The organism is Pseudomonas sp. P110(2024) (assembly GCF_057480795.1).
In genome coordinates, this window is the sequence record NZ_JBLIYT010000004.1 from 71,394 (window position 1) to 95,566 (window position 24,173).

Annotated in this window: 21 protein-coding genes and 1 riboswitch; of the genes, 5 read left to right on the top strand and 16 right to left on the bottom strand. The window is 65.1% G+C overall.

Annotated elements, in window-relative coordinates:
- Nucleotides 1-290 precede the first annotated feature (290 nt).
- Entirely contained in the window at nt 291-2,537 is a 2,247-nt protein-coding gene (katG, locus tag AC25ND_RS07625) for a catalase/peroxidase HPI (RefSeq protein ID WP_186597144.1), read from the top strand.
- Nucleotides 2,538-2,593: 56 nt separating this feature from the next.
- Here the strand turns inward: katG and AC25ND_RS07630 are convergent, their stop codons facing one another.
- The gene (locus AC25ND_RS07630) at nt 2,594-3,928 is read right to left on the bottom strand and encodes an MFS transporter (RefSeq protein ID WP_186597146.1); all 1,335 of its coding nucleotides are present in this window, start codon (nt 3,926-3,928) and stop codon (nt 2,594-2,596) included.
- A 238-nt stretch (nt 3,929-4,166) separates the two neighbouring features.
- Between AC25ND_RS07630 and AC25ND_RS07635 the strand changes: the two genes are divergently transcribed.
- Entirely contained in the window at nt 4,167-4,526 is a 360-nt protein-coding gene (locus AC25ND_RS07635) for a VOC family protein (protein WP_028691658.1), read from the top strand.
- A gap of 3 nt (nt 4,527-4,529) precedes the next feature.
- Here the strand turns inward: AC25ND_RS07635 and AC25ND_RS07640 are convergent, their stop codons facing one another.
- The 3 genes from AC25ND_RS07640 to AC25ND_RS07650 form a co-directional block, all read right to left on the bottom strand.
- The gene (locus tag AC25ND_RS07640) at nt 4,530-6,113 is read right to left on the bottom strand and encodes a sensor domain-containing diguanylate cyclase (RefSeq protein WP_238348157.1); all 1,584 of its coding nucleotides are present in this window, start codon (nt 6,111-6,113) and stop codon (nt 4,530-4,532) included.
- Between the two features lie 149 nt (nt 6,114-6,262).
- Entirely contained in the window at nt 6,263-6,742 is a 480-nt protein-coding gene (locus tag AC25ND_RS07645) for a hypothetical protein (protein ID WP_028691656.1), read from the bottom strand.
- Nucleotides 6,743-6,800: 58 nt separating this feature from the next.
- Nucleotides 6,801-6,956 (bottom strand): hypothetical protein, encoded by a 156-nt coding sequence (locus tag AC25ND_RS07650; protein WP_155952705.1) that lies wholly within the window; start codon nt 6,954-6,956, stop codon nt 6,801-6,803.
- Nucleotides 6,957-7,123: 167 nt separating this feature from the next.
- Here AC25ND_RS07650 and AC25ND_RS07655 point away from each other — a divergent pair, with 167 nt between their 5' ends.
- Complete coding sequence (locus AC25ND_RS07655; protein ID WP_238348158.1) at nt 7,124-7,414, top strand: hypothetical protein; 291 nt, start codon at nt 7,124-7,126, stop codon at nt 7,412-7,414.
- Nucleotides 7,387-7,707, top strand: a complete 321-nt coding sequence (locus AC25ND_RS07660; RefSeq protein ID WP_028691652.1) for a hypothetical protein — start codon at nt 7,387-7,389, stop codon at nt 7,705-7,707. Before AC25ND_RS07655 ends, AC25ND_RS07660 begins: the two co-directional genes overlap by 28 nt.
- Before the next feature lie 70 nt (nt 7,708-7,777).
- Here AC25ND_RS07660 and AC25ND_RS07665 read toward each other — a convergent pair whose 3' ends face one another.
- The 5 genes from AC25ND_RS07665 to AC25ND_RS07685 all read right to left on the bottom strand — a co-directional run bounded on the left by AC25ND_RS07665 (nt 7,778) and on the right by AC25ND_RS07685 (nt 13,105).
- A complete protein-coding gene (locus AC25ND_RS07665) occupies nt 7,778-8,563 on the bottom strand; it encodes an ABC transporter ATP-binding protein (RefSeq protein ID WP_186597148.1) in 786 nt (261 codons plus the stop codon).
- A complete protein-coding gene (locus tag AC25ND_RS07670) occupies nt 8,560-9,576 on the bottom strand; it encodes a FecCD family ABC transporter permease (RefSeq protein WP_186597150.1) in 1,017 nt (338 codons plus the stop codon). The genes AC25ND_RS07665 and AC25ND_RS07670 overlap by 4 nt, the downstream gene beginning before the upstream one ends.
- Nucleotides 9,573-10,586, bottom strand: coding sequence for an ABC transporter substrate-binding protein (locus AC25ND_RS07675; RefSeq protein WP_186597152.1), 1,014 nt, complete (start codon nt 10,584-10,586; stop codon nt 9,573-9,575). Before AC25ND_RS07675 ends, AC25ND_RS07670 begins: the two co-directional genes overlap by 4 nt.
- 114 nt (nt 10,587-10,700) lie before the next feature.
- Nucleotides 10,701-10,898: riboswitch (cobalamin riboswitch) on the bottom strand.
- 27 nt (nt 10,899-10,925) lie between these two features.
- Nucleotides 10,926-12,086 (bottom strand): acetyltransferase domain-containing protein, encoded by a 1,161-nt coding sequence (locus tag AC25ND_RS07680; RefSeq protein WP_186597154.1) that lies wholly within the window; start codon nt 12,084-12,086, stop codon nt 10,926-10,928.
- Between the two features lie 98 nt (nt 12,087-12,184).
- Nucleotides 12,185-13,105, bottom strand: coding sequence for a LysR family transcriptional regulator (locus tag AC25ND_RS07685; protein WP_028691647.1), 921 nt, complete (start codon nt 13,103-13,105; stop codon nt 12,185-12,187).
- A 112-nt stretch (nt 13,106-13,217) separates the two neighbouring features.
- Here AC25ND_RS07685 and AC25ND_RS07690 point away from each other — a divergent pair, with 112 nt between their 5' ends.
- Complete coding sequence (locus AC25ND_RS07690; RefSeq protein ID WP_186597157.1) at nt 13,218-14,405, top strand: MFS transporter; 1,188 nt, start codon at nt 13,218-13,220, stop codon at nt 14,403-14,405.
- Nucleotides 14,406-14,408: 3 nt separating this feature from the next.
- On the opposite strand, the gene AC25ND_RS07695 is transcribed toward AC25ND_RS07690, so the two are convergent.
- The 7 genes from AC25ND_RS07695 to AC25ND_RS07725 form a co-directional block, all read right to left on the bottom strand.
- Nucleotides 14,409-14,666 carry a PAAR domain-containing protein gene (locus AC25ND_RS07695; RefSeq protein ID WP_186597159.1) on the bottom strand — a complete coding sequence of 86 codons (258 nt, stop codon included), beginning with the start codon at nt 14,664-14,666 and terminating at the stop codon, nt 14,409-14,411.
- A gap of 204 nt (nt 14,667-14,870) precedes the next feature.
- Complete coding sequence (locus AC25ND_RS07700; RefSeq protein WP_486976212.1) at nt 14,871-16,067, bottom strand: DUF6708 domain-containing protein; 1,197 nt, start codon at nt 16,065-16,067, stop codon at nt 14,871-14,873.
- Nucleotides 16,067-18,685 carry a T6SS effector BTH_I2691 family protein gene (locus AC25ND_RS07705; RefSeq protein WP_486976213.1) on the bottom strand — a complete coding sequence of 873 codons (2,619 nt, stop codon included), beginning with the start codon at nt 18,683-18,685 and terminating at the stop codon, nt 16,067-16,069. Before AC25ND_RS07705 ends, AC25ND_RS07700 begins: the two co-directional genes overlap by 1 nt.
- A gap of 243 nt (nt 18,686-18,928) precedes the next feature.
- On the bottom strand, nt 18,929-19,903 hold the full coding sequence (locus tag AC25ND_RS07710; RefSeq protein ID WP_062364476.1) for a PDR/VanB family oxidoreductase: 975 nt from the start codon (nt 19,901-19,903) through the stop codon (nt 18,929-18,931).
- Nucleotides 19,904-19,959: 56 nt separating this feature from the next.
- Nucleotides 19,960-21,081, bottom strand: coding sequence for an aromatic ring-hydroxylating oxygenase subunit alpha (locus AC25ND_RS07715; protein WP_062364474.1), 1,122 nt, complete (start codon nt 21,079-21,081; stop codon nt 19,960-19,962).
- Nucleotides 21,082-21,202: 121 nt separating this feature from the next.
- Nucleotides 21,203-22,801, bottom strand: a complete 1,599-nt coding sequence (locus AC25ND_RS07720) for a BCCT family transporter (protein WP_062364472.1) — start codon at nt 22,799-22,801, stop codon at nt 21,203-21,205.
- A 249-nt stretch (nt 22,802-23,050) separates the two neighbouring features.
- Nucleotides 23,051-24,142 (bottom strand): tartrate dehydrogenase, encoded by a 1,092-nt coding sequence (locus tag AC25ND_RS07725; RefSeq protein ID WP_062364469.1) that lies wholly within the window; start codon nt 24,140-24,142, stop codon nt 23,051-23,053.
- Between the last annotated feature and the right edge of the window lie 31 nt (nt 24,143-24,173).

A 24,173-nucleotide genomic window follows, 5' to 3' on the forward strand; every position in this document is an offset into this window, starting at 1 on the left:
TGAACAGATCAATGTGACGATCCTGGTCTGCCACGTGATCGTGGCACGGGCAGGGGGCGCCACAGACTGACAGAGCCAGGCTATCACCCCCTAATAGCGCTTCTATTAGACCTCTGCCCAGGCTCGACTAGTCTTTGTGCGGGTTCCGCGAAAAGCCGGTGCACAGGCGTGCCCGGCCACTACTGATGAGCAGAGGGCGTGCTTGCGGGCGCGCCTGTTCCGAGACCTGGCAGCAAACATACAAGAACGCCCGGAAATCTGAATTGAACCGACCCGAAAGGTAGAAGCAGATGGCGAACGAATCGAAATGCCCGTTCCACCAGACCGCCGGTGGCGGCACCAGCAACCGTGATTGGTGGCCTGACCAGCTCAACCTGAAGATCCTCCACCAGCACTCCAGCAAGTCCGATCCCATGGACCCGGACTTCGACTACGCCAAGGCGTTCAAGAGCCTCGACTTCCAGGCGCTGAAAAAAGACCTGACCGCCTTGATGACCGATTCCCAGGACTGGTGGCCGGCCGACTTCGGCCACTATGGCCCGCTGTTCATCCGCATGGCCTGGCACAGCGCCGGCACCTACCGCATCGGTGACGGCCGTGGCGGCGCAGGCTCCGGCCAGCAGCGCTTCGCCCCGCTCAACAGCTGGCCGGACAACGTCAGCCTGGACAAGGCCCGGCGCCTGCTGTGGCCGATCAAGCAGAAGTACGGCAACAAGATCTCCTGGGCCGACCTGATCGTGCTCACCGGCAACGTCGCTCTCGAATCCATGGGTTTCAAGACCTTCGGCTTCTCCGGTGGTCGCGCCGATGTGTGGGAGCCCGACGAGGACGTGTACTGGGGCTCGGAGAAGGTCTGGCTGGGCGGTGACACCCGCTACGGTAAGGATCAGGTCAAGGCCCAGCCCCCCGGCCAGGGTGACTTGGTGGCCGAGCCTGCCAAGCATGGTGAGGAACAGAACCGTGACCTGTCGGCCGAGCGCAACCTGGAGAACCCGCTGGCCGCCGTGCAGATGGGCCTGATCTACGTGAACCCCGAAGGGCCGGAGGGCAACCCCGACCCGGTCGCCTCGGGCAAGGATATCCGCGAGACCTTCGGCCGCATGGCCATGAACGATGAAGAGACCGTGGCGCTGATTGCTGGCGGTCACGCCTTCGGCAAGACCCATGGCGCGGGCCCCGCCGACAATGTCGGCGCCGAGCCGGAAGCCGCGGGCCTTGAGCAGCAAGGTTTCGGCTGGCACAACAAATTCGGTACCGGCAAGGGCGCCGACACCATCACCAGTGGCCTGGAAGTGATTTGGACCTCGACCCCGACGAAGTGGAGCAACGAGTACCTCAACAACCTGTTCAACTTCGAGTGGGAGCTGACCAAGAGCCCGGCGGGCGCCCATCAGTGGCGACCGAAGGATGGCAAGGGCGCGGGGACCGTGCCGGATGCCCACGACCCCGGCAAGAAGCACGCCCCGTCGATGCTCACCTCCGACCTGGCGCTGCGTTTCGACCCCATCTACGAACCCATCGCCCGACGCTTCAAGGACAACCCAGACCAGCTCGCCGACGCTTTCGCCCGCGCCTGGTACAAGCTGATCCACCGCGACATGGGCCCGCTGGCCCGTTACCTCGGGCCGGAAATGCCCAACGAGGAGCTGTTGTGGCAGGACCCGCTGCCCAAATCAGGCCCTCAGCCGAGCGACGCCGATATCGCCGCGCTCAAGGCCAAGGTGTTGGCGTCGGGGCTGAGTGTGTCGGAGTTGGTTTCCGCCGCCTGGGCCTCGGCTTCGACCTTCCGTGGCTCCGACAAGCGCGGTGGTGCCAACGGCGCCCGCTTGCGCCTGGCACCGCAGAACGGCTGGACGGCGAACCAGGGCCTGGACAAGGTGCTGACGGCACTGGAGAAGATCCGCGGCGAGGGCGGCAACAAGATCTCCCTGGCCGACCTGATCGTGCTGGCCGGCAGCGCGGCGGTGGAGAAGGCGGCCAAGGACGCCGGGCACAACATCAGCGTGCCGTTCCATCCGGGGCGTGTGGATGCCTCGCAGGAGCAGACCGATGTCGAGTCGTTCGCCGTGCTCGAGCCGCTTGCCGACGGTTTCCGTAACTTCAGCAAGGCCCGCTACAGCGTCAAGGCCGAGAAGCTGCTGCTGGACAAGGCCCAGTTGCTGACCCTCACCGCACCGGAGCTGACCGTGCTGATCGGCGGCCTGCGGGTGCTCGGTGCCAATCATGGCGGCAGCAAGGACGGCGTGTTCACCGACAGGGTCGGCGTGCTCAGCAACGACTTCTTCCGCAACCTGCTGGACATGGGCGTGGAGTGGAAGCCGACCTCGGCGGACAACGAGGCGTTCGAGGGGCGTGACCGCAAGACCGGCCAAGTGAAATGGACCGCCAGCCGGGTCGACCTGGTGTTCGGCTCCCATGCGCAGCTGCGTGCCTTGAGCGAGGTGTATGGCAGCAGCGATGCCAAGGACAAGTTCGTCAAGGACTTCGTGGCGGCGTGGGTGAAGGTGATGGAGCTGGACCGCTTCGACCTGCCGTGAGGAAAGGCGTGGGGGCGGGGCAACCCCGCTCCCACGAGAAGCCACAGGGCAACCCGCTACAGGTCTTGCGATACCCCAGGCTGATCGTTGCCCGGCGTGTCCTCATGCAGCGAAGCCTGCGAGGTCTCCGGCAACGCCAACCCGCCCACCAGGGCCAGCAAGGCAATCACCACCAGGTAGAAGGCCGGCGCCAGGCGGCTGCCGCTCTGTTCGATCAGCCAGGTCGCCACCAGCGGCGCGGTACCGCCGAACAGGGTGTAGGCGACGTTGTAGGTGATCGCCGAGGCGGTGTAGCGGCTTCGGGTGGGGAAGCATTCCGACAGCAGCGCGGCGGTGACCACACCGCTCATCAGCGCGCCGATGGCCAGCAGGATCACTCCCAGCAATGCCCCCGACAGCGAACCGGAACTGGCCAGCCAGTAGGCGGGGAACACCGCGAGCATCACCCATAGGCACGTAAAGCCGATGGTCCTGCGCCGTCCGACACGGTCGCTGAAGGCACCCGCCAGCGGGCAGCCAGCGGCGGCGAACAGCAGCGCAACGGTCGAGACCAGCAGCGCCTGGGCGCGGCTGAGGTGGCCGACCGTCTGCAGGTAGGTGGCGAAGTAGGTGGTGAACATGTAGAACGACAGTGCCGTCAGCGAGATGAACGCGCCCAGGTTGCGAATGGTGCGGCCATGGTGGCGCAGGGTGTCGCCCAGCGGCGAATGCGCATGGGCCTTGCCTTCGGCCAGTGCCTGGCGAAACGCCGGGGTCTCCTCCATGCGCCAACGCAGGTACAGGCCCACCAGGCCCAGGGGCGCGGCAACCAGGAACGGTACGCGCCAGCCCCAGGCGTTCATCGCCTCGGGCGTGAGGCTGGCCTCCAGTCCGTAGGCGATGACTGCCGCGCAGGCAAAGGCGGAGAAGGTCGAGACCGGCACGAAGCTGCCATAGAACGCCCGCTTGCCCCGTGGCGCGTGCTCCATCAGGTAGGCGCAGGCACCGGCGTATTCACCGCCCGCGGAAAACCCCTGCAGGCAGCGGGCGAGGGTGAGCAGTACCGGAGCCAGCACGCCGATGCTGGCGTAGGTCGGCAGCAGGCCGATCAGGGTGGTGGAACCGGCCATCAGCAGGATGGTCAGCGACAGGATGCGCTTGCGTCCGAGCCGGTCGCCCAGCGCGCCGAACACGATGCCACCCAGCGGGCGCAGGGCGAAGGCCACGGCGAACACGGCGAAGGTCTTGAGCAGGGCGACGCTGGCGTCCTCACTGGCGAAGAACTGATTGGCGATCAGGGTGGCGAGAAAACCGTAGACGGCGAAGTCGAACCATTCGACGAAGTTGCCGATGGCCGAGGCGGCGATCACCCGCCGCAAGGTGGCGGGCGGGACCTCATGGGGGATGGACATGGATGCTCTCCGTTGCTCTGGCAGCCTGGGCGGATGCGGCGCGCTCAGGTCGCGCCGTCGTTGTTCTCGGGCCAGTAGACAAGCGCCAGGGCGAGCAGGCTTTGTCGAGGGCGACCTCCGGATATCCGTTAGCACCGCCCCTTGAGCTTGGAAGGACAAACATGATGTGTGGAAGCGGGCCTGCGCGCGTGGCGCTTGCAGTAAGCTTCCCCTTCCAATCCCCGCAAGGAGGCTCACCATGGGTGCGCGTGGCAATGACCGGCAAATCGACAACATCGAGTTCAACGTGGGCGATATCGCCCGCAGCAAGGCTTTCTACGGCCAGGTGTTTGGCTGGACCTTCACCGACTACGGGCCGACCTATACCGAATTCAGTGACGGTCGCCTCACGGGTGGTTTCACCACGGGCGAACCGGTTCGTCCGGGTGGGCCGCTGATCATCCTGTATGCCGCTGACCTGGCGCAGGTGCAGCAGCGCGTCGAGGCTGCCGGCGCCCGAATCAGCCGCCCGGTGTTCGCGTTTCCTGGCGGGCGGCGTTTCCATTTCATCGACCCGGACGGCTATGAATTGGCGGTGTGGACGGCCGACGCCGTGTAGGGGTCAGGCCGGGCTGTCGATGCAGACGCGGTTGCGTCCCTTCTGCTTGGCCTGGTACAGCGCCTTGTCGGCCCTGGCCAGGGCGTCGGCAGGCGTGCCAGCGTCGCGGGGCTGCCAGCTGGCCACACCCAGGGAGATGGTGACGGTACCGGTCGGTACGATCGGGGTGTGCTCGACCGTCAGGCGCAGGTGGCCGGCGACAGCTGTCGCCACCTCCAGGCCGGCACCCGGCAGCAGCATGAGGAACTCCTCGCCGCCGGTACGGCACAGCACGTCGCCTTCGCGGCAGGTCCCGCGCATCAGCCTGGCCAGCTGCTGCAGCACACGGTCGCCGGCATCGTGGCCGTGGCTGTCGTTGATCCGCTTGAAGTGATCAATGTCCAGCACCACCACGGCAAACCCGCTCTGCTCGGCCTGTTGCACCCGCAGTGCCTGTTGCAGCCCGCGCCGATTGACCAGCCCTGTCAGAGGGTCGGTCTGGGCATCTCGGTTGAGCCGGCCGATGCGCTCCTGCAGCAGGTTCACGCCGAACAACAGGGCACGCTTGAGCTCCGCGGCCTCTGCATACCAGGCACGGACCTGGTGGATGCGTTCGGTGGTCTGCTGTTGGCCCATGCCCCGGGCGACACTGGCCAACTGCCGCAGCGGGTGGGCGATGACTTGCGTGAGCCAGTACAGCAGCAGGCAGCCGAGCAGCGCCAGCGGCGCGGAAATCACCACTACATTGAGGATCAGCTGGCGAAGCGGTTCCACGGTTTGGCGCAGTGGCTGCTGGGCGACGATGGTCCAGCCGGCACTGGGTACCGTGGCGAACCCGGCGAGCATCTCCACGCCCTGGCTGTTGACCAGGCGCCGGGTGCCATGGTCGAGGTTCGGCAGGTCGTCGAGCAGCGCGTTTTCGCCTACCAGGGTGCCGACCCGTTTGCTGTCGGGGTGAAACAGCAGCCGGCGGTTGCGGTCGACCACGTACAGGTACGAGCCGTTCTGGTAGAAGTGCGTGCCCAGCAGGCTGTTGAGCAGGTTGCGTTCGCGCAGGTACAGGCTGCCGCCGATATAGCCGTGGTAGTGGCCGCTGGCGTCGAAGATCGGTTGCGAGAGCACCACCAGCAGGTTGTCGGCCGCCGACAGGAAAGGTGTGGAGACCAGCGTGCGGCGCTCGTGCAAGGCTTGCCGGGCGCCGGGTGAGGTTGCCTGGCTGCCGGCCAGGTGCTGCAGCGGTGCGGGCGATAGCGAGCGCACGGTCCCCTGGGCGTCGACCCGCAGGGTGGAGTTGAACAGGTTGCTCTGTTGCTGCAGGCGGTCGATCTCAGCTTGCACCAGGCTGTCGTCGTCCGGGTGCAGGCCACTTTGCCGGGCGCCGTAAGCCAGTTGCTGCAGGGCATTGACCAGGGTGGTCTCGGTCACGGCGGCCAACTTGGCGGCATAGGCCCGGTTGGCCTCCAAGGCGCTGTCGATCAGCAGCTGCCGCTGTACCCGGTAACTGGCGAAATAGCTGGCCAGCAGCATGACCAGGGCCGTGGTGGCGCAAAGGGCGAGTATGAGGGTGCGCAGGTCGGGGCGCGGTCCGTGCGGGGTGAAATATCGCAATCCTTGGCCTCGTCGGATACAGCGGAAAACACACCTTACGCGCTTGGCCCAAAGTGGACCATGCTTGAGCGCAATTGCAGGGTTGGAGGACAAAGGTGGCTCCGGTTTCCCACGGGACTCACGGAATTATCCTCCCTTGTTACCTACGTTCAGGGGGCAGTCTGCTCCAGCGCTTGCAGGTCGTCCTCGACTTGTTGCATGCGCTCCTGCACCAAGGCCTGGACCTTGGCGTCGCTGGCGCTTTCGCGCATCAGCGTGGTGAGCTTCTCGCTCAGGCGCTTGCCTTCCTCGCTCTGGCCCAGTTCCCTGGCCTTGGCCGGATCGCGGGTGGCCTGAACGATGAGGTCGAACTCGGCATCGCTGAAGTGCTCCTCGCTGTACAGCCTGAACAGGTCCCGGCGCTGGTCGTCGACGGTCAGGTGCTTGCGCAGCACGTCCTTGATCTTGTCCTGGGGCACCTGCGCATGGGTCATGGCCAGCAGCCCGGCCATGCGCTCGATGTTGTGGTCGTAAGCTTCCTGCAGGGGCAGGTTGGCGAGGATCTTTTCCTCGCGGCTGGGCTTCTGGTCGCAGGCGGCGAGGGCGGCGAGCAGCAACACGGGGAGCAGTAGACGGGGCAGGCGGGGCATGGTGGGGCCTTGGGCACGGTAAGGCCTGGGAGTGTACTGCAATCCCGTGATCGAGGAATCAGCGTTGCAGCGGATTGCGCAGGCGTACCCAGAGGATCGCCGGCAGGGCCATCAGCAGCCATTTCAGGTAGCGGTTCACTTCGTAGTGTTCACAGGCCACGCCGATGAGGGTGCAGACCACCACCACGGCCACGAACTGGATCATTCTTTCCATCAGCAGGTTTCCATCATTGCAGGGGCCGGACGGGCCGCGGGCGCACTGTAGCAGGAGTCGCAGGCGCCGCAGGCCGGCATGCCACACGGCGTAACACTTTTGCGCCGCTGGCAGGTGCCAGGTTGGCTATTGTGCGGCAATCCCGCCAGCCAGGGAAGGTAACCCCCATGACCCTCTACAAAGGTGGCTTGCCAGCGTTCTGCGCCACCTGCGGCAGTTCCCTCGGCGCCATTGATGATGCGCCGACGGTGGCCTTGCTGCTGGGCAGCTTCGATGCCAAGGGCGACCAGGCCCTGCGCCCGGCACGCGCGTCTGTACAGTCTGACAGATCCTTCCAGCCTTCCTGCACAACACTCAACACCGCGTTCATTTTCATTCCCACTGTATTCGCCTACCGTCTCCTTCCACCCCCATCACAAGGAGATCACGCATGCCTGAGCTTGCGTTGTACAAGGTGAAACTGCTGGATGAATTCGAGGCCCGCGAGGACGACTGGAGCTTCAGCCACTTCGAGCGCCGCCTGACCCAGGTCAAGCCTGCCGCCAACTACCAGGATGCCAAAGGCATTATCAAGGCCGCCCACCTGGCGAACAACTGGCCGAAAACGGTCCGGCGCTACCTGCTGAGCAACTACCGATTCCACGGCAATGTCAGCAGTGAGCTGACTGAAACCTTCGTGCAGGTGCTGGCGGGCATGACGCCGTTGGAGCTGCAGGCGTGGAGGTTGCCGCCTGCAGGATACATGGGCTGAGATGCAGGCTGTAACCTCTGCTCAGCGCTATGACAAACGATGCTGGGGTCGCGAAGCGGCTCCAGCGCTTTCAGGCGCGAAACCGCAGTACCCGCGCCCCATCATACGGATCGATCAGGTAGTGGGCCTGAACCCCGAATGTCGCCGATATCCGCTCCGGTGTCAGCACCACCTCCGGTATCCCCAAGGCAACCAACCGTCCTTGGTCAAGCACCGCCAACCGGTCACAAGTCAACGCCTGGTTGAGATCATGCAAGGCCACCAGGGTCGTCACCGACAGCGCTTGAACCTGCCGCAGCAGGCTCAGTTGATGCTGGATATCAAGATGATTGGTCGGCTCGTCCAGTAGCAGTACCTGCGGCCGCTGGGCCAGGGCCCGGGCGATGTGCACGCGCTGGCGTTCGCCGCCGGACAGCTCGCCCCACAGGCGCCGACGCAGGTGGCCGGCGTCGGCGTCGGCCAGGGCCTGCTCGACGATGGCACGGTCGTCCGCGCCGAACGGCGCCAGGGCCGACAGCCACGGTGTGCGGCCGAGTGCCACAGCGTCGTAGACGCTGATGGCGTCCAGGGTATCGGCCTGCTGTTCGACCAGCGCCAGGCTTTGCGCAACCCGGCGACGCGGCATGCGCTCCAGCGCCTCGCCCAGCAAACGCACGCTGCCGCTGCTGGGCGTGCGCAGGCCGGCGAGCAGCTTGAGCAGGGTTGACTTGCCCGATCCGTTGGGGCCGACCACACCGAGGGTCTCGCCGGGCATCACGCTCAGGTCGATGTCTTGCAGCACTTCGCGGCCGCCCAGGCGCAGGCCCAGCCCCTCGCAGACAAGCGGGGCGTTGGCGAGGGCGGTCATCACGGTCATGGACGCCCCCGGCGGCTGACCAGGATCAGCGCGAACACTGGCGCGCCGATCAAGGCGGTGACCACGCCCACCGGGATCACCTGGCCGGCGATCAGGGTCCGCGAGAGGATGTCGGCAACAATCAGGAACAACGCACCGCCCAGCGCGCTGGCCGGCAGCAGGCGGCTGTGCCCGGGGCCGAGCAGCAGGCGCAGGGCGTGGGGGATGACCAGGCCGACGAAGCCGATGGCACCGACGATCGAGACCATCACCGCAGTCACCAGTGCCGTGCAACTGATCAGCAACAATTGCGTGCGCCGCACCGGCACGCCCAGCGAGGCCGCCGAATCGGCACCGAAGGTGAAGGCGTCCAGCGCCCGGCGGTGCCACAGGCACACCGCCAGCCCGAGCACGGCCACCGGCAGCGCCAGCCAGACCGACGGCCAGCGCACGCCGCTGAGGTTGCCCAGCAGCCAGAACAGGATGCCCCGGGCCTGTTCGGCGGTGGCCGACTTGGTGATCAGAAACGCCGTCAGCGCGTTGAACAGTTGCGAGCCGGCGATGCCGGCGAGGATCACCTGCGCATTGTCGTGTCGGCTGCCGCTGGCCCGCGACAGCACCAGTACCAGGGCGAACGCGGCCAGCGCACCGATGAAGGCACCGGCCGACAGCGACAGCACCGCGCCGCCCAGGCCGAACAGCCCCACCGCCACGGCACCGGTCGAGGCGCCTGCCGACAGGCCCAGCAGGTACGGCTCGGCCAGCGGGTTGCGCAGCAGCGCCTGGAGGATCACCCCGCAGGTCGCCAGCCCCGCGCCACAGGCGGCGGCCACCAGGGTGCGCGGCAGGCGGTAGTTCCAGACGATGCCGGCGTCGATGGGGTCGAGCGCATGGCCGGCCTGCCACAGCTGGTTGGCCAGTACCTGCCAGACCACCTCGGCGCTGATCCGCGTCTCGCCGATGGCGATCCCGGCGAGCATGGCCAGGCACAGAGCGAACAGCGCGAAGGCACTGATGGGCAGCAAACGGTTCATGGTTGTGGCGCTTTACCACTGGCAAAGGCGCTGGACAGCACCTCCAGGCCACGGAACAGGCGGATGCCGGCCTGCATGGCGTCGGCGTCGAGGACGATGATCCGGCCTTGCTTGACCGCGTCCATGTTGCGGGTCACCGGGTCGCTGCGCAGGAACTCGAGCTTTTTCTGGTAGTCGTCGGCGGGGTAGCGGCGGCGGTCCATGCGCGCCACGATCAGCCAGGTGGGGTTGGCCCTGGCCAGGGTCTCCCAGCCCACCGCCGGCCATTCTTCGCTGGACTCCACCACATTGCGTACGCCGAGGGTCTGCAGCATGAAGTCGGCCACGCCCTGGCGACCAGCGACGTAAGGGTCGACCTTGAGGTCGGCGCTGGAGAACCAGAACAGCGCGCTGGTGTGGCTCAGGTCCTGGCCGGCCAGGCGTTGCCGGGCCTGGTCCAGCTGGCCCTTGAGCTCGGCATTGAGGCGTTCGCCGCGATCCTGCACGTCGAAGATCTCGGCCAACTGACTGACGCTCTTGTAGAGGGTGTCGATCCTGAACGGCTGCAGGCGGGTGCCGTCGGCGCCCACCAGGTTGTCCTTGCCTTCGCAGTCCGAGGGCAGCAGATAGGTGGGAATGCCCAGCTCCGCGAACTGTTCGCGGGTGCCGACTGCGCCCTGGGCGCCGACCATCCATTCGAACTGCGCGGTCACCAGCTGCGGGCGCTTGCCGACCACCGCCTCGAAACCCGGCTCGTTGTCGGCCAGGCGCTCGACCTTGTCGTTCTGCGCCTTGAACTCGGGCAGCACGTTGTTGAACCACAGCGAGGTGCCCGCCAGCCGCTCGCCCAGGCCCAGGGCATAGAGCAGCTCGGTGCCGGCCTGGCCGATGGTCACCGCGCGCTGTGGGGCCTGGGCGAAGGTCTGCGGCAGGCCGCAGTTGTCGATGGTCAGCGGGTAGCGGGTGGCGTCGGCGTGGGCCAGGCCCGCCAGTGACAGGCCGGCGAGCAGGGTGGCGAGGCGGTGCGGCATGGTGGGGCGATCTCCTGTCGGGTGGTGCACGGAATGGCCCACGGACAGACATCGCCAGGCGTCGCGCGGCAAGCACGCGGCCAGGGGCGGATGACCATCCCGGACACCCCGCCGGTTGGTGAACGCGTGCCGGCAGGTCTCCTGACTGGTGCGTCCTGGCCGGCGCCGGCCTTCCCGGGTCGGCAGACCCAGTGGCATCGATGGCGCAGGCTCGGCACCTACAGTTGCGGGGGCAGTTCCCTTTGGCCCGCCCTCGGCGCGCCCGGGATTCCCTTTTGATTCCGTGTGGAAACCGGCGGGCGGCATGGTAGACCATCGGGCCATCGGGTGAAAACGCTTTTACAGGTACTTGAGCCAGGCGATGTCGCGCCGCCGCGCCTTGAGCCGGGCGAAGCCGCGCACCGGCAGGTACAGGGTGATCGCCAGCAGCACCGCGACCAGCCACACCGCGCCGATGCCGTCGAAGCCGAAATGGCTGCCCTGGTTCAGGCCGAACAGCCCCACGCAGGCCACATACAGCAGCTTGAGCACATATAGGTGCAGCAGGTAGAAGAACATCGGCGCGGCGCCGAACACTGCCAGCGGGCCGATCCAGCGGGCGTCTCCCGCACGCTCGAAAGTGCGCAGCAGCAACAGGCCAGCGCCCAGGGTCAAGCCCAGGAACAGCAGCGACGGCGGGTATTTGGTGATGTTGAAGAAGCTCATCAACGTCTGCCCGACGCTGGCGTAGAGCGTCCACGGCGCCTCGCCATAGCTGTTGCTAATACGCAATACGAAAAAGCCGAGCAGCAGCATCATGCCGCCCAGCAGCAAGCGCTGCTGGCGCTCGCCGGCATCGCTGCCGCGGCCGAACCAGGGGCCGAGTCCGTAGCCCAGGGCGATCACGCCGATCCATGGCAGCACCGGGTAGGAGGTACGCAGGCGCAAGCCGTCGGGCAGCTCCAGCCAGCTGCGCTCGTGCAGGATCGCCCAGGGTACATGCAGCGCCGAGTGCGGCGCGAAGTGCAGGCCATCGAGCAGGTTGTGGCCGGCGACGATCAGCGCGCCGAGGGCCAGCAGCAGCGGGCGTGGCAGCCACACCAGCAGCGACAGGGCGATCATGCTCAGGCCGATGGCCCAGATCACCTGCAGGTAGATCACGCTCGGTGGCAACTGGAAGGTCCAGGCGAAGTTGACCAGGCTGAGCTCCAGCAGCACCAGGAACAGGCCGCGCTTGAACAGGAACGTCGCTGCATCGCCCCGGCCTTGGTGCTTTTCGCCGTAAAGCCAGGCCGACAGCCCGGTGAGCAGCACGAACACCGGCGCGCACAGGTGCGCCAGGGTGCGGCTGATGAAGAGGCTGGGGTCGGTCGCGTCGATGGTCATCGGGTCGCTGACCTGACGGTGCAGGAAGAAGGTTTCGCGCACGTGGTCCAGCAGCATGAACAGGATCACCAGGCCGCGTAGCGCGTCGATGCTGTGCAGGCGTTGGCTGGGGAGGGCGGTCGGGAGGCTGGTCATCGAGGAGGGTCGCTGGCAGAGGTATCATTCAAATGAAATGTTATTTTATTTCATTTGTTTGTGCCTGGATACAGCCATGCGCTGGCACTCCACTTGAATCAGCCCTGAATCAGTGGTCCCAGCCGCTCGGCCAGGGCCTGGACCGTCGCGCTCACCTTGGGCAGATGCCCACGGTTGCGACGCCAGGCCAGGTTGATCGGCAACCCCTCCATCGCGTACTCCGGCAGCACTTGCTGCAACGTCCCGGCGTCGAGCTGGCGCTGCACCAGCCAGGTCGGCAGTTGGGCAATGCCGTGCCCGGCGCTGATGGCCAGGGCCTGCCCCTCGGCATCGCCGATGGCCAGGCGGCCCGGCATCGGCCGCAGCTGCGCCAGGCCCGGACGGGCACCGGCGAAGTGCAGGGCCGGCGTGCTGCCGTCGGCGCAGGCGTAAAGCACGCAGCCTTGGGCCTGCAACTGCTGTAGGTCGCGGGGCGTGCCGTGCCGGGCGAGGTAGGCGGGGGCGGCGCAGAACACCAGGCGCTGGCTGCCCAGGTAGCGGTGCTCGATGCCCGGCTGCCAAGTCTGTGGTCCACCGATGCGCACGACGATGTCGATGCCGTCCTCGGCCAGGTCGACGAAGCGGTCGGAGAGGGTGATGTGCGGTTGCAATCGCGGATGCAGCGCGGCGAAGTCGAGCACGGCGGGCAGCCCGTGCAGGCGGCCGAAGGTGGCCGGCAGGTCGATGCGCAGCTTGCCGCAGGGGGTCTTGTGCTCGTCGTTGAGGGCCAGTTCGGCCTCTTCGATCTCCGCCAGCACGCGGGTGCAGGTGCGGTAGTAGTCGGCGCCGCTGTCGGTCAGGGCCAGGCGTCGGGTGGTGCGCTCGAACAGGCGCACCTGCAAGCGTTTCTCCAGGCGGGCCACGCCCTTGCTTACGGCGGAGCTGGTGAGGTTCATGCGCTCGGCGGCGGCGATGAAGCTGCCGGCGTTGGCCACGCTGACGAAGAAGTCGATGTCTTTCAGGCGTTCCGAGGCGGACATGGCATGGGTTCGCGATTACTGAATATGGTTCACTTGATAAGGGAATATCTACCAGTAATCTGAACAAGATTCCAGATTAAGCTGGCCTGCCATTCATCGAGGATCGCAGTAGATGTCCACCTCCAGCTTGACCCATGCCACCCTGGCGCGGCCGACGCCGCGTGCTGGGCTGTCGATCGGCCTGTTCGCCGTCGGCGGCTTCGCGGTGCTGACCACCGAGTTCCTGATTCTTGGCCTACTGCCCGCGCTGGCACGCGACCTTGGATTGTCGGTCGCAGGCGCGGGCCAGTTGGTCACCCTGTTCGCGGTGACCGTGATGCTGTTCGGGCCGCCGCTCACCGCCTGGCTGTCGGCCCTGCCACGCAAGGGGCTGTTCATCGCCATCCTGCTGCTGTTCGCCGCCTCCAATGCGCTGTCGGCGCTGGCGCCGAACGTCTGGGTACTGGCCCTGGCGCGGTTCCTCGCCGCGTTGGCACTGCCGGTGTACTGGGGCACCGCCAGCGAAAGCGCCGGGCAACTGGCCGGCCAGGGGCGCGAGGGCTGGGCAGTGGCGCGGGTCTACCTGGGGATCACCGCGGCGTTCGTCTTTGGCATCCCGCTGGGAACCCTGGCTGCCGGGCTGCTTGGCTGGCGCGGCAGCTTCTGGTTGCTCGCCGGGCTGTGCCTGCTGGTGGCGCTGCTGATGTTGGCCTGGCTGCCACCCCTGCCGGCGGTCCCGGCCCGCGCCGCGGGAGAGCGGCAGTCGGTGATTCTCAAGGACCGTCGTTTCATCGCCCATGTGCTGCTGTCGGCGCTGGTGTTCACCGCCATGTTCACTGCCTACACCTACCTGGCCGAGATCCTCGAGCAGCTCGCCGCCGTGCCGGCCAACGCGGTCGGTTGGTGGCTGATGGGCTTCGGCCTGGTGGGCATGCTCGGCAACGCCCTGGCCGGACGGATCGTCGATCGCAGCCCGCTGCGGGCCACGCTGCTGCTGTTGGCGATGCTGGCCTTGGGCATGGGCCTGGTCACCCCGGTGATCGGCAACCCGCTGCTGCTGGTGGGCGCCCTGGCCCTGTGGGGCATCGCCTACACGGCGCTGTTCCCGGTGTGCCAGGTGCGGGTGATGCGGGCCGGCGCCAAGGCCCAGGCCCTGGCCGGGACCCTCAACGTGTCGGCGGCCAACGCGGGCATCGCCGCCGGTGCCGCGCTGGGGGGCGCGGCGATCCAGGGGCTTGGCCTGGCTGCGCTGGGGTATGTGGCCTGTGGGTTTGCGGTGCTGGCGTTGGTGGCCACGCTGGTGCTGCAGAGAAGCGAATGAGGCCTAATCAACCATCCAGCCGATCTCGCCCTCCACCAGGGTTCCGCCATGGCTGGTGGTATCACCTTGGCGTGCAACGGCCCGGCCTTCGATGGCATGATTCGCCGACCCTGTTTCGATGACGGCACCACAACTGATCCTGTCGCCTACGCAGGCGACAGCGCTGCCATTGATCAATGTGGCCGTATGGCCTGAAACAACCTCGCCTGCGCCATGCAGGGGGCAGTCATGCTTGTGCCCGACTAGAACGATGGGTTTCATCACGTATGCTCCTTGTTTTCGTTGGGTGTAGGGATTCAAGCAGCGTCTTATTTGGTTTTGCACAGGATGATTAGCGCTTCGCGGGTATCGGATTGGATGAAGGTGTAGCCGTGCACTGCCGGGTTGTCGCAGTCATGGGGGCGTCTCGCCACCATGCAGAGGCGTGGTGCGTTGGGCTCCATCTCGGTCAAGAACATCCCGCTTTTACGGCTGATCAATACTGTCGACCTCATGGGGCGCATCCTTCTCGATATCGGGAGTTTGACTTTGGCTCTTGGGCCGACGTTTAGAGACGCGGGGTTTTCTCTCCGGGCGTTTGCCTGGACGTATGGCCCAGAGGTAGGCGTTCTCCCGCAGTCTCTCCTGGATATGAGGTGGGTAATCGTCAACGGTGGTCACTGCCGGGACGGGTTTTCCCGGCAGGCCGGCTTCACGGATGATCTTGGGCCAGCGAGGCTTCCAGCACAGCAGGAGACTCACCCAGTGGCCTGTTCCGATGATCAGGAAGGCAGGAGAGAGCAATAGCAGGCCGCATTTGAGGACGCGTGGGGAACTGCGGAAGTAGTGGGTCAGACCTTCAAACTGAGGCGTGAAGGCTTGCCAAGGCCAGGGGAAGTGCGAGGTGATGTGGGGGCGTGGCAGTCCTTCTGGACCTTCATCCATGAAGCGACGGATAAACTCCCATTCGGCTTGAAGCTCCGCGAAATTGTTCGCGGACTTGCCTACCAAGATCAGTTCAGGACGCAGTGTGCCGGTGAAGGCGGGCGACCATGTGAGTTCCAGCGGCATGCCCATGCCACCTGGTGGAGCATACTTCCTATCAGAGCCGCTGGACGATACGCCGTTCCACGGCAGCGTGACGATTCCTCCGCAGTAGGCCGGGCGGTGGAGGTAGACCTGTTGGGTGGTACGGTTGAAGCGTATCAACAGGTGGCGTGATGTGAACATTTCAAAACGTGTGAAACGAAAACCATACTTTAGGTAAAGCCATAAAAGCCATGGGTCCAGGCAGAGAAAGAAAATTGTGGTGACTAGGAGTTCTCCATACGGTTCGCCTTGATAGTTGTAGGTCAGTACGATTAACTTTTTAATGGCGTCAGTGGTGAAATATAACTCGAATGTGATTAGTGCTATGGCTGTAAGAGAAAGTATTGTGATCAACCCACGTTTATCCTCCCACATGCCGCAGCGCATTTCGAGCACGTGCTCGTTGTATACGTAGACTGGGCCACGGCTCTTTGGGGTTTCGCATACTGATTTTTTTGCGGCTGCAACGTATTCTTCGTCTTCGCTTTCATACACCCCTCTACTCTTGATTGTTTTGTTCTGCTTTTTAAAGGCTTCGCGTTCTTCTTTGGGGTCAATGGCTGCGAGCCATGAAAGCCATTCAAAAAAATACACTATATAACCTCGCTCATGGCGCTGAATAAGGCTTCTAGCTCTTCAGTGTCCTTCATGTATCCTTTGTTTGATGGTTTAAGGCGGAAGCAGCATTTGCTACACCATTTTTCCAGTGCGTCATCATCGACAATGAGCAAGGCTATAGTGGTGCCGAGTACAATGGCGCCGCCTATCCAGCTTAAGCGACTCAGAAACATCATGGCTGCACGGTTCGCGGCTAGTCGTGCGGAAAGAGTGGAAAGGGTAGCGTATAAGCTGCTTCTCCATGTTTGGTTGGCACTCATTGATAGCCATTGGAAAAACGCACTCGCTTGTGAGAATGCTATTCCTCCCTGCCCTAAAAGTAGGGCGAACGTAGATGCAGCTCTTGTTCTGTACGCTGCTGCAAGCATTGACTTTGATCTGCTTTTTGCTTCTTCGGCATCTGAAACGTCCCATGCAATACTGACAACGCCACCCACCGCAGCCAACCCCGCCCCCCACAGCCGATAGCGCCCCACGCTGATGTCCGCTCCCCGCGCAATCGCGCTGTTCCGCCCGACGCCCAGCAGGGTCTGTTCCGTCCCCACCGCCAGTAGCTCGAACCCCGCCGCCGCACTGGCCAGTCCAGCGGCCACCACCTCGCTCCAGAAACGCCGGTCCTTGTCATCCCGCTGCCCCTGCAACAGGAGCAGCCCCGCCTCCAGCAGGAGCAGCCCACTGGCCAGCCGAAGCCGATAGAACGAATGAGCATGAGCGCCCTGCAACGTCTCCACATAGGCGCGATCAAGGCGTCGGACGATGGGGGCCGCCACCCGTCCTCGCGAGGGGATGTCACCTTCGAGCGCGTGTTCGCTCAGGCGCAGGTTGATGGCTTGCTCGCCCAGCGAGGCGATGAGGTAGGTGCCCAGGCGCCGGTACAGCAGGCGATCCATGTTGCCGGGGGCGCCGGCCTGCATGCTCTGGCGCCCCAGTTGACCCAGCCAGGCCAAGGCCCCGGCGGTGTTGAGGGCGCTGTGCTGGGCCAGCTGGTCGAGGTGGCCGTCCACCCGGCTGAACTGCGAGGCGAGTTCCTTGGCGTACTTGAGCGAGGTGTCCACCTGCTGCCAGTGATCGTATTCCGGCGGCAGTGCTTGCAGTGCCTGACGTGTCTGCTCCAGCACCTCGGCAATGGCGCGCTGGTTGAAGACGAAGGAACGCAGGGCCAGGTTGTCGGGCGTCAGCGTGTCGGCATGCCACCACTGGGCGAGCAGCCGCGCCCCGGCTGGCACGCCCTCCATGCCGACCACGCTGAGCCCGGTCTGGTGAGCGAAGCACAGGCCGCTGCGCAGGTCGTTCTCGTCGTAGTAGGCCAGGGCCGCGAGCAGCTGCTCAGATTGCAGCCAGACGAGATGGTCGTCGGCCCGCACGTCGGCCAGGCGCTGCGCTTCGAGTCCGTGGGATTCGAACCAGGCCAGCTGGTCATGCATGGCCTTGAGGTCGACGTGTGGCAGGTAACGCGTTTCGAACTGCCGGGCGAACTCGCCGTTGTTCGCCCGGGCCTCAAGGTCCTGGCGCCTGAGTGCGCCTGCGGTATCGAGAATGCCTTCCTTGGCCTGCGCCCACCAGGCGGCCATCTGCGGGTTGGCGCCCTGGTCGGCACCGGCGAGGTGGGCGCGCATGGCCTCTTTGTGACGGTCGACCAGCGCGGCGACCTTGCGCTCACTGAATTGCTGATGCAGTTCGGTGAAGGCCTGGGCGACCAGCACCTTGCGCTCGTTGCTGGGGCCGGGTTCTCCCGCGACCGACTCCGTGGCTTCCAGCCAATCCTTCAGGTGTTCCATGCCCGCGTTGCGCCAGGCATTGAGTTGCTGGGTGATGCCGATGGCATCTTCCACCACCACCGCGATACCACGGGCTTCGGGTTTGCCGGCAACCGGGCCCAGCATGTACCGGGCTGCCGTCAGCGAGTGGACGCTGGTTTCACTGAACAGCTGGTTGTCCAGCAGCTTGCGCAATGAGCTGTCGGTTTGCGCAGCGAAATCGGCGACCAGGTCCAGTTGGTCATGGCGCAGCACATAGGGCCTGGGCGTCGGGCAGCCAAGGCCGGTGAAAGCGGCGACATCCACGGCCGGCAGCCTGTCGCGTCGACGCAGCAGTTGCTGCTGGGCCGCTTCGGTCAACGGGTCGGGGCTGTAGAACAGGCGCAGCTCGGCCAGGTCTTCGAGGTCATGGACGTTGAACGCCAAGGCCGTATTGCGAATCATGTCGCGCAGGGTGTGGACATCTGTGGCGTCCGGCTCGGACTGCCCGGGGGCAACCAGCGATAAAGAACCGTTCGCCGCAATGCGATAGGGCGGGTGCAGGCTGTGCTGCCCGCTGCGCTTGCGTTTCTCCATGACGTACAGGAAGCCTTGGCGCAATGGCCGAATGGCATAGTCGGCCTGCTGGAGCGTGGCAACACTGTAGGGATGGCGCAGGTGATCGGGCAGGGTTGGCAAGCGCAGGCGCTGGCCGGTAGTGCCGGCAACGGCCGCATAGCGCAGGGGCAGGATGGTGAAGGTGCGCGTGCAATGGACGGCGGGCCCGCTGGCGAAGGGGGCCTCCAGGGCCTCGCAGGCTTGCCGATTGATTTCGAGCAGTTTGTTGAAGTCGAACATCCGATGTCCTCAGCGAAGCTGTTCATGCAGGCGTGTTAGCACCGAGCCCGTGGCTGTTGCAGCCAGCCACGGGCGACGTTACGCAGACCTGAAACACTAGCGAGGAACGGATTCTGGGTGGTCGACAGGGCTTCCCAAATCCGCGTAGGAGGTTTCTCTGATTTTCCTTTTCAGCGCTTATTGGCAGTATTCAATTACATCTCACCGGCGAATCCGCGCGGGCAGGCGATTCGCCGCCGAGCCTCAAAGATCCAGCACCAGCCGCGCCGAACGCGCCCGCGAGACGCACAGCATCAGGGTCTGTTGCGAGGCTTTCTCCTCGTCGCTCAGGTACTGGTCGAAATGCTCGGCCTCGCCTTCGAGGATCGCCGTCTCGCAGGTGCCGCACACGCCTTCGCGGCACAGGCACTCGACCTTGGCGGCCTTGGATTTCTCGATGGCCTGGAGAATGGTCATGCCTTGCTCGACTTCCAGTTCGGTGCCGGAGCGCGCCAGTACCACGGTGAACGCCGAGCCTGCGGTCGGCGCGGCGGCGGCGAACTGTTCCCAATGCACGCGGGACTCGGCGATGCCGGCGGCGGCGGCGCTGGCGATCACCGCGTCGATCAGCGGCTTGGGCCCGCACACATAAAGATGGGCGTCATCGGTGAGCCCCGCGCACAGCGCGGCGAGGTCGAGCTTGCGCCCCAGGCTGTCGATATAGAAGCGGGTGTTGCCGGCATGCGGGCCTTGCGCCAGGTCGCCCTGGAAGGCGCCGTGCTCGGGGGCGCGGAAGGCGTAGTGCAGCTCGTAGGGGGTGCTGCCGCCTTCGAGCTCGTGCAGCTGCGCCAGGAACGGGGTGATGCCGATGCCGCCGGCGATCAGTACATGGCGCCCGGCGCTTGGGTCGAGGGCGAACAGGTTGTTGGGGGTGGAGATGGTCAGCTCGCTGCCCACCTCGACCTGCTGGTGCATGAACGCCGAACCGCCCTTGGACTGCTCCTCCAGGCGCACGCCGATCTGATAGCTGTGCAACTGGCGCGGGTCGCTCATCAGCGAGTAGGCATTGCTGAACTGGCTGCCGCAGGCCGACTGCATCTGCACGATGACATGGCTGCCGCCGCTGAAGGCGGGCAGGGCGGCGCCGTCGGCGCGGGCCAGGGTGAAGCGCTTGATCTGCGGCGTGGCCTGTTCCACGCCGGTCACGCGCACCTTGAACATTTCGTATTGCTTGGCCATGGCGTACCTCGACAACGAAGCCCGCGCCAGGCCCTGGCGCGGGGCGGGGAGCGTGTTCAGTCGTCCAGGTGGGCGACGGCGATCAGGTTGTGGAAGTGGGCGATGCCGTGCTCGCTCACGCCGCTGCGCTGCGAATCGACCATGATCCGCCCCTGGCCGCGGTAGCCGCGGGACTTCAGGCCCTTCTGCACGCTCTCGACCAGGCGTAGGTCCTCGGGACGGAACACCTCGCGGTACCAGTCGATCAGCTTGCGCTGCTCCTCGGTGAGGTCCTTGTTGAGGAAGTAGATGTCGTAGTGCTGCAGGGTGGTTTCGGCATCGACCGGGAACTCGTAGATCACGGTCATGAAGTTGGCCCCCGGCGGTACGTTGAACATGGTGCACGGCCAGGCCCAGAAGCCGGCGAAGGACGGGTCCTTGACCGTTTCATCGAACGTGAACGACTGCTCCGACGGTTTGGCCAGGCCGTACTGCAGGGTCCAGTTGCCGTGCAGGCTGTGGCTGTACTGGCCGACGTCCACCGAGTCGGAGAAGCCGGGGTGGGCCGGGGCGCAGTGGTAGCACTCGAGGTAGTTGTCGACGATCGACTTCCAGTTGGCCGGGGTGTCGCTGACGAAGCGCGCGGCCAGGTGCAGGTCGTCAATCACCGCGCAGGCTTCGCGCATGCGCTTTTGCATGCCGGGCAACTGGTCTTCGACGGAACCGGCGTCGTTGTCCATGTTGATGAAGATGAAGCCGGCATACTCTTCGACGCGCAACTGCACCAGGGTGGAGTTGTCCTTGTCGAAGTTGGCCACGTTCTCGCAGTTGCGCGCGTGGGCCAGTTCGCCGTCGAGCTTGAAGGCCCAGGCGTGGTACGGGCAGGTGATGACGTTCTTGGCCTTGCCGCTGCCTTCGAGCAGTTGGTGGCCGCGGTGCGGGCAGACGTTGTAGAAGGCGCGCAGCACGTCGTCGCGGCCACGCACGACGATGATGCTTTCGCCGATCACCTGGCGGGTGATGTAGGCGTTCTTGTCGGCGACTTCGCTGCGGTGGCCGACGCAGATCCAGCTGCGGGCGAAGATCGCTTCCTTCTCGTGCTCGAAGACGGCGGCCTGGGTGTAGAACGTGGCCGGGAGGGTGAAGGCCACTTCGGGGTTGGCGCAGAAGTCGGCGGGCAGGCGTTTGAAATCGTTCATGGTTCCATCTCGGTTCTTATTGGTTAACGCGTATCTGTTGGTTAACAAGCTGGGCAAAAAAATTTGTCGCAGGTTTGGCAATGTGAGAGCGGGCTTACCCGCTCCCACGACAAATCCAGACTCAGTGCACTGCCGCCGCGCTGCGTGGTGCCTGCATGGGTGGCTCTTCTCCGGCCAGGCGGGTGGCCTCTTCCTCGATGCGGTACGCCGGCACCTGGCCGTAGTCGGCCGCCAGCCACTTGAAGAAGCCGTAGATCTTCACCAGCAGGATCACCATGAACGGGATCGCGGTAAGCACCACGGCGGTCTTCATGGTCGACAGCGAGGCCTTGGCGAACAGCATGGCCAGCGGCACCAGGGTCAGCACCACGCACCAGAACAGGCGCAGGGTCGGGCTCGGGTCCTCGCCCTCGCGCAGGTTGCGGGTGCTGGTGGCGGCCACGGCGTAGGCGGCGGCGTCCATGTGCGAGGCGCAGAACACCGCCATGATGAACAGGTACGCGGCGAGGAACAGCGTGCCCCACGGCAGGGCCAGCAAGAGGTCGGTCACCGCCGCTTCGCCACCGAGGGTGCCGAGCAGCTTGGGCACGTCGACCTGGCCGTTGATGAACTGGTGCATGCTGTAGCTTTCCAGCGCGCCGAAGAAGAACCAGCAGCCGAAGCTGCCGCCCAGCAGCAGGGCGAACACCACTTCCTTGATCAGCCGGCCGCGCGAGACGCGGGCGACGAACATGGCCACGCCCGGCGCGTAGGACACCCACCACAGCCAGTAGAACACCGTCCAGTTGCGGGTGAAGGCGCCGTCGCCGGCCGGGTCGGTGAACAGGCTCATCTGCACGTAGTGCTGCAGCATCAGGCCGATGGAGTTGGCGGTATTGTTCAGGGTGAACTGGGTCGGGCCGACCAGCAGGACGATGGCGGCGAACACCAGGGCGCCGATGCAGACCATCTTCGACAGGCGCTGCAGGCCGCCGTCGATGCCGATGTACGAGCTCAAGGAGAACAGCAGCGCCACCGCGCCGATCACCAGCAGTTGCACGGTGAAGGTGTTGGGGGTGCCGGCCAGGTCGGCAAGGCCACGGGTCAGGGTCGAGGCGGTGAGCGCCAGCGATACGGTCAGCGCGCCCATCATGGTCAGCAGGAAGATCAGGTCGACGGCGCGCCCGACAGGGCCGGTGGCCTTGAAGCCGGTGACCGCCTCGATGATCGAGGCCAGGTTCAGGCCACTCTTCTTGCGCACATGGAAGTGGTAGGCCATGGCCAGCGAGGCCAGGGCGTAGATCGACCAGGCGCTGATGCCCCAGTGGAAGAACGAGTAGCTGACGCTGTACTCCAGGGCCTTGGCCGACATCGGCGCGATGTTCAGGCCCGGGGTCTGGTAGTAGTAGGCCCACTCCATCACGCCCCAGTACAGGGTCGAGGAACCCATGCCGGCGCAGATGAACATGAACACCCAGGTGGTGGTGGAGTACTCCGGCTTGCCGGCGCCCAGGCGGATGTTGCCGTATTTGCTGAAGGCCAGGTACAGCACGGCCAGGGAACTGCCGAACACCAGGACCTGGACGCTGGTGCCAAAGGTGCGGGTGGCCACCTCGAACAGCTGGTTGGCCAGGCTTTCGGCCTGGGCGGGGAAGGCAGCAAGGCCGATCACGGTGAGCAGCACGGCCAACAGGCTCACGGCGATCAGGAACACATCGATCTTTTTGTTATTGGGGGACATCAATTGTCTCCTGGAGCATTTTTTTTGTAGTAGGCGTCAGGCGTTTGGGAAGTCCGTATCGAGGCTGGGTTTTCCTTTCCGTTAACTATTGGATAACAAGTATCTTTTGGTTTACAGATTCTGCATCGAATCGAAGTGGGTGGCAATAGGATCGTCGGACAATCCGGATGGTTGGCTGGCAAGCCCGCTCCCCCAGGCAGCACATCTTCCTGTGGGAGCGGGCTTGCAGCGCGATGACCTGTCGCCGACTCAGGCCCCGAGCAGCGCGGCGATGGCCTTGCCCACTTCCTGGGTCGAGCGGCTGCCGCCCATGTCGCGGGTGGTGTCGCCGTTGGCGATCACTGTCTCGATGGCCTTGAGAATGTCGTCGTGGGCCGCCTGGTAGCGCGCGTCGTTGTCGGCCTGGCCGAGGAACTCGAGCATCAGCGCGCCGGACCAGATCATGGCGATCGGGTTGGCGATGTTCTTGCCGTGGATGTCCGGCGCCGAACCGTGCACCGGCTCGAACAGCGACGGGAACGTGCGCTCGGGGTTGAGGTTGGCCGACGGCGCAATACCGATGGTGCCGGCGCAGGCCGGGCCGAGGTCCGAAAGGATGTCGCCGAACAGGTTGGAGGCCACCACCACGTCGAAACGTTCCGGCTGCAGCACGAAACGGGCGCAGAGGATGTCGATGTGCTGCTTGTCCCAGCTGATCTCGGGGTAGTGGGCGGCCATGGCGGCGGTGCGCTCGTCCCAGTAGGGCATGCTCACGGCCATGCCGTTGGACTTGGTCGCCGAGGTGACGTGCTTGCGTTCGCGGGTCTGCGCCACGTCGAAGGCGTACTTGAGGATGCGGTCCACGCCACGGCGGGTGAACACCGACTCCTGTAGCACGAACTCGTTGTCGGTGCCTTCGAACATGCGCCCGCCCAGGGACGAATATTCACCCTCGGTGTTCTCGCGGATCACCACGAAGTCGATGTCGCCGGGCTGCTTGTTCGCCAGCGGGCAGGGCACGCCGGGGAACAGGCGCACCGGGCGGATGTTCACGTACTGGTCGAAGTCGCGGCGGAACTTGAGCAAGGATCCCCACAGCGAGATATGGTCAGGGACTTTGTCCGGCCAGCCGACGGCGCCGAAGTACAGGGCGTCGAAGCCCTTGAGCTGGTCGAACCAGTCGTCTGGCATCATCTTGCCGTGGGCCAGGTAGTAGTCGCAGCTGGCCCATTCGAAGAACGCGAACTCAAGGTTCAGGCCGTGCTTGCGGGCGGCGGCCTCGACCACGCGCAGGCCTTCGGGGAGGACTTCGTTGCCGATGCCGTCACCGGGGATGGCTGCGATCTTGAAGGTCTTGGTCATGGGGCGCCTCTCGTGTTCAGGGAAGATGCGG